1 protein-coding gene is annotated in these 1,176 nt (G+C 62.5%); it reads left to right on the top strand.

Annotated elements, in window-relative coordinates; genetic code table 11:
* Nucleotides 1–1,176, top strand: a 1,176-nt coding sequence (locus tag GV044_RS21755) for a TonB-dependent receptor (RefSeq protein WP_159874560.1), incomplete at both ends; no start/stop codon positions are given.

The raw sequence follows: 1,176 nt of genomic DNA, 5'->3' as shown, positions 1-1,176 counted from the left end.
CGAAGGGCGGCCTGATCGACTATGTCGTCGGCGCATTCTTCTATGACGCCAAGACCAATGCGGCGGAGCGCTCGGGCGGCGTACGCAACATGACCCTGCCGCCCAACACGCTGTCTGCCGCACTCGTTGCTGCCGACGCCAACTATCCGTCGTCGATCCGCAGCTTCGCACTCTTCGGCGAAGGCAATATCCACCTAACTGATCGCTTCACCGTGGTGGGTGGCGGGCGGTTCACGCGCGATCGGGTGGAGGCCAGCTACTTCCCAACGACCGACCCGATCTACACTTTCCTGGGCAGCGTGCCGGCAGCGGTGAGCGCAAAGCGCAGGGCCAGCGATTTTTCGGGTAAGGTCACCCTGCAGTATAAGCCGTTCGAGGACGCGATGTTCTATGCGACCTATTCGACCGGCTACAAGGCGCCGGCGGTGGGCACCTCCATCGGATCTTTGCGGCCGGTCGACAAGGAAACGGTCGTCAACTACGAAATCGGCGCCCGTACGCAGATGTTCGACAGGCGCCTGACTGTCAACCTCAGCCTTTTCCACGAGCGTTTCAACAACTTCCAGACCACGGTCTCGCAGGTCGGGGCCGACGGTATCACCCGTTCGGTGCTGGCCAATGCACCGCATGTGCTGTCGCGCGGCATCGAAGGCGAAGTCATCGCCCGGGTCACCCCCAACCTGACCCTGGGCGCCAACGCGTCCTATGCGCCGACCAAGTACCAGGATTTCCTCGCGCCCTGCTACAGCGGCCAGCCGCGTCTCTCCGCACCCGGCCGCGGCTGCTACGTGCTGGGCACCGGCACGGTTAACGACGTGTCGGGACTGCCGTCGATCCAGGCTCCGAAAATGACCTTCAACATCAACGGAGACTATTCGATCGACCTCAGCGAGCGCATGAAGTTCTTCGCGAACGCCAACTACTACCATCGCAGCAGCGCTTGGTCCGTGGCGGGCAACCCCAACACAATCATCCCCGCCTATGGTATCTTCAACGGGTCGATCGGCATCGGCGCGGCTGATGGGCGGGTGCGCCTGAGCGTCTACGGGCGCAACATCTTCGACAAGATCTTCGTCTCGCGCATCCAGACGATCACCTTCGCGCCGGCCGGCAGCTATCTCCAATATGTCTCGGGAGAAGGACGGCGTACGCTTGGCGTGCGGCTTGACTATCGCT

Origin of the sequence: Novosphingobium sp. 9U, from assembly GCF_902506425.1 — a bacterium.
In the GTDB taxonomy this organism is placed as follows: domain Bacteria; phylum Pseudomonadota; class Alphaproteobacteria; order Sphingomonadales; family Sphingomonadaceae; genus Novosphingobium.
The sequence above is the reverse complement of the archived record's forward strand: the minus strand, read 5'-3'. Positions and strand labels throughout refer to the sequence as shown.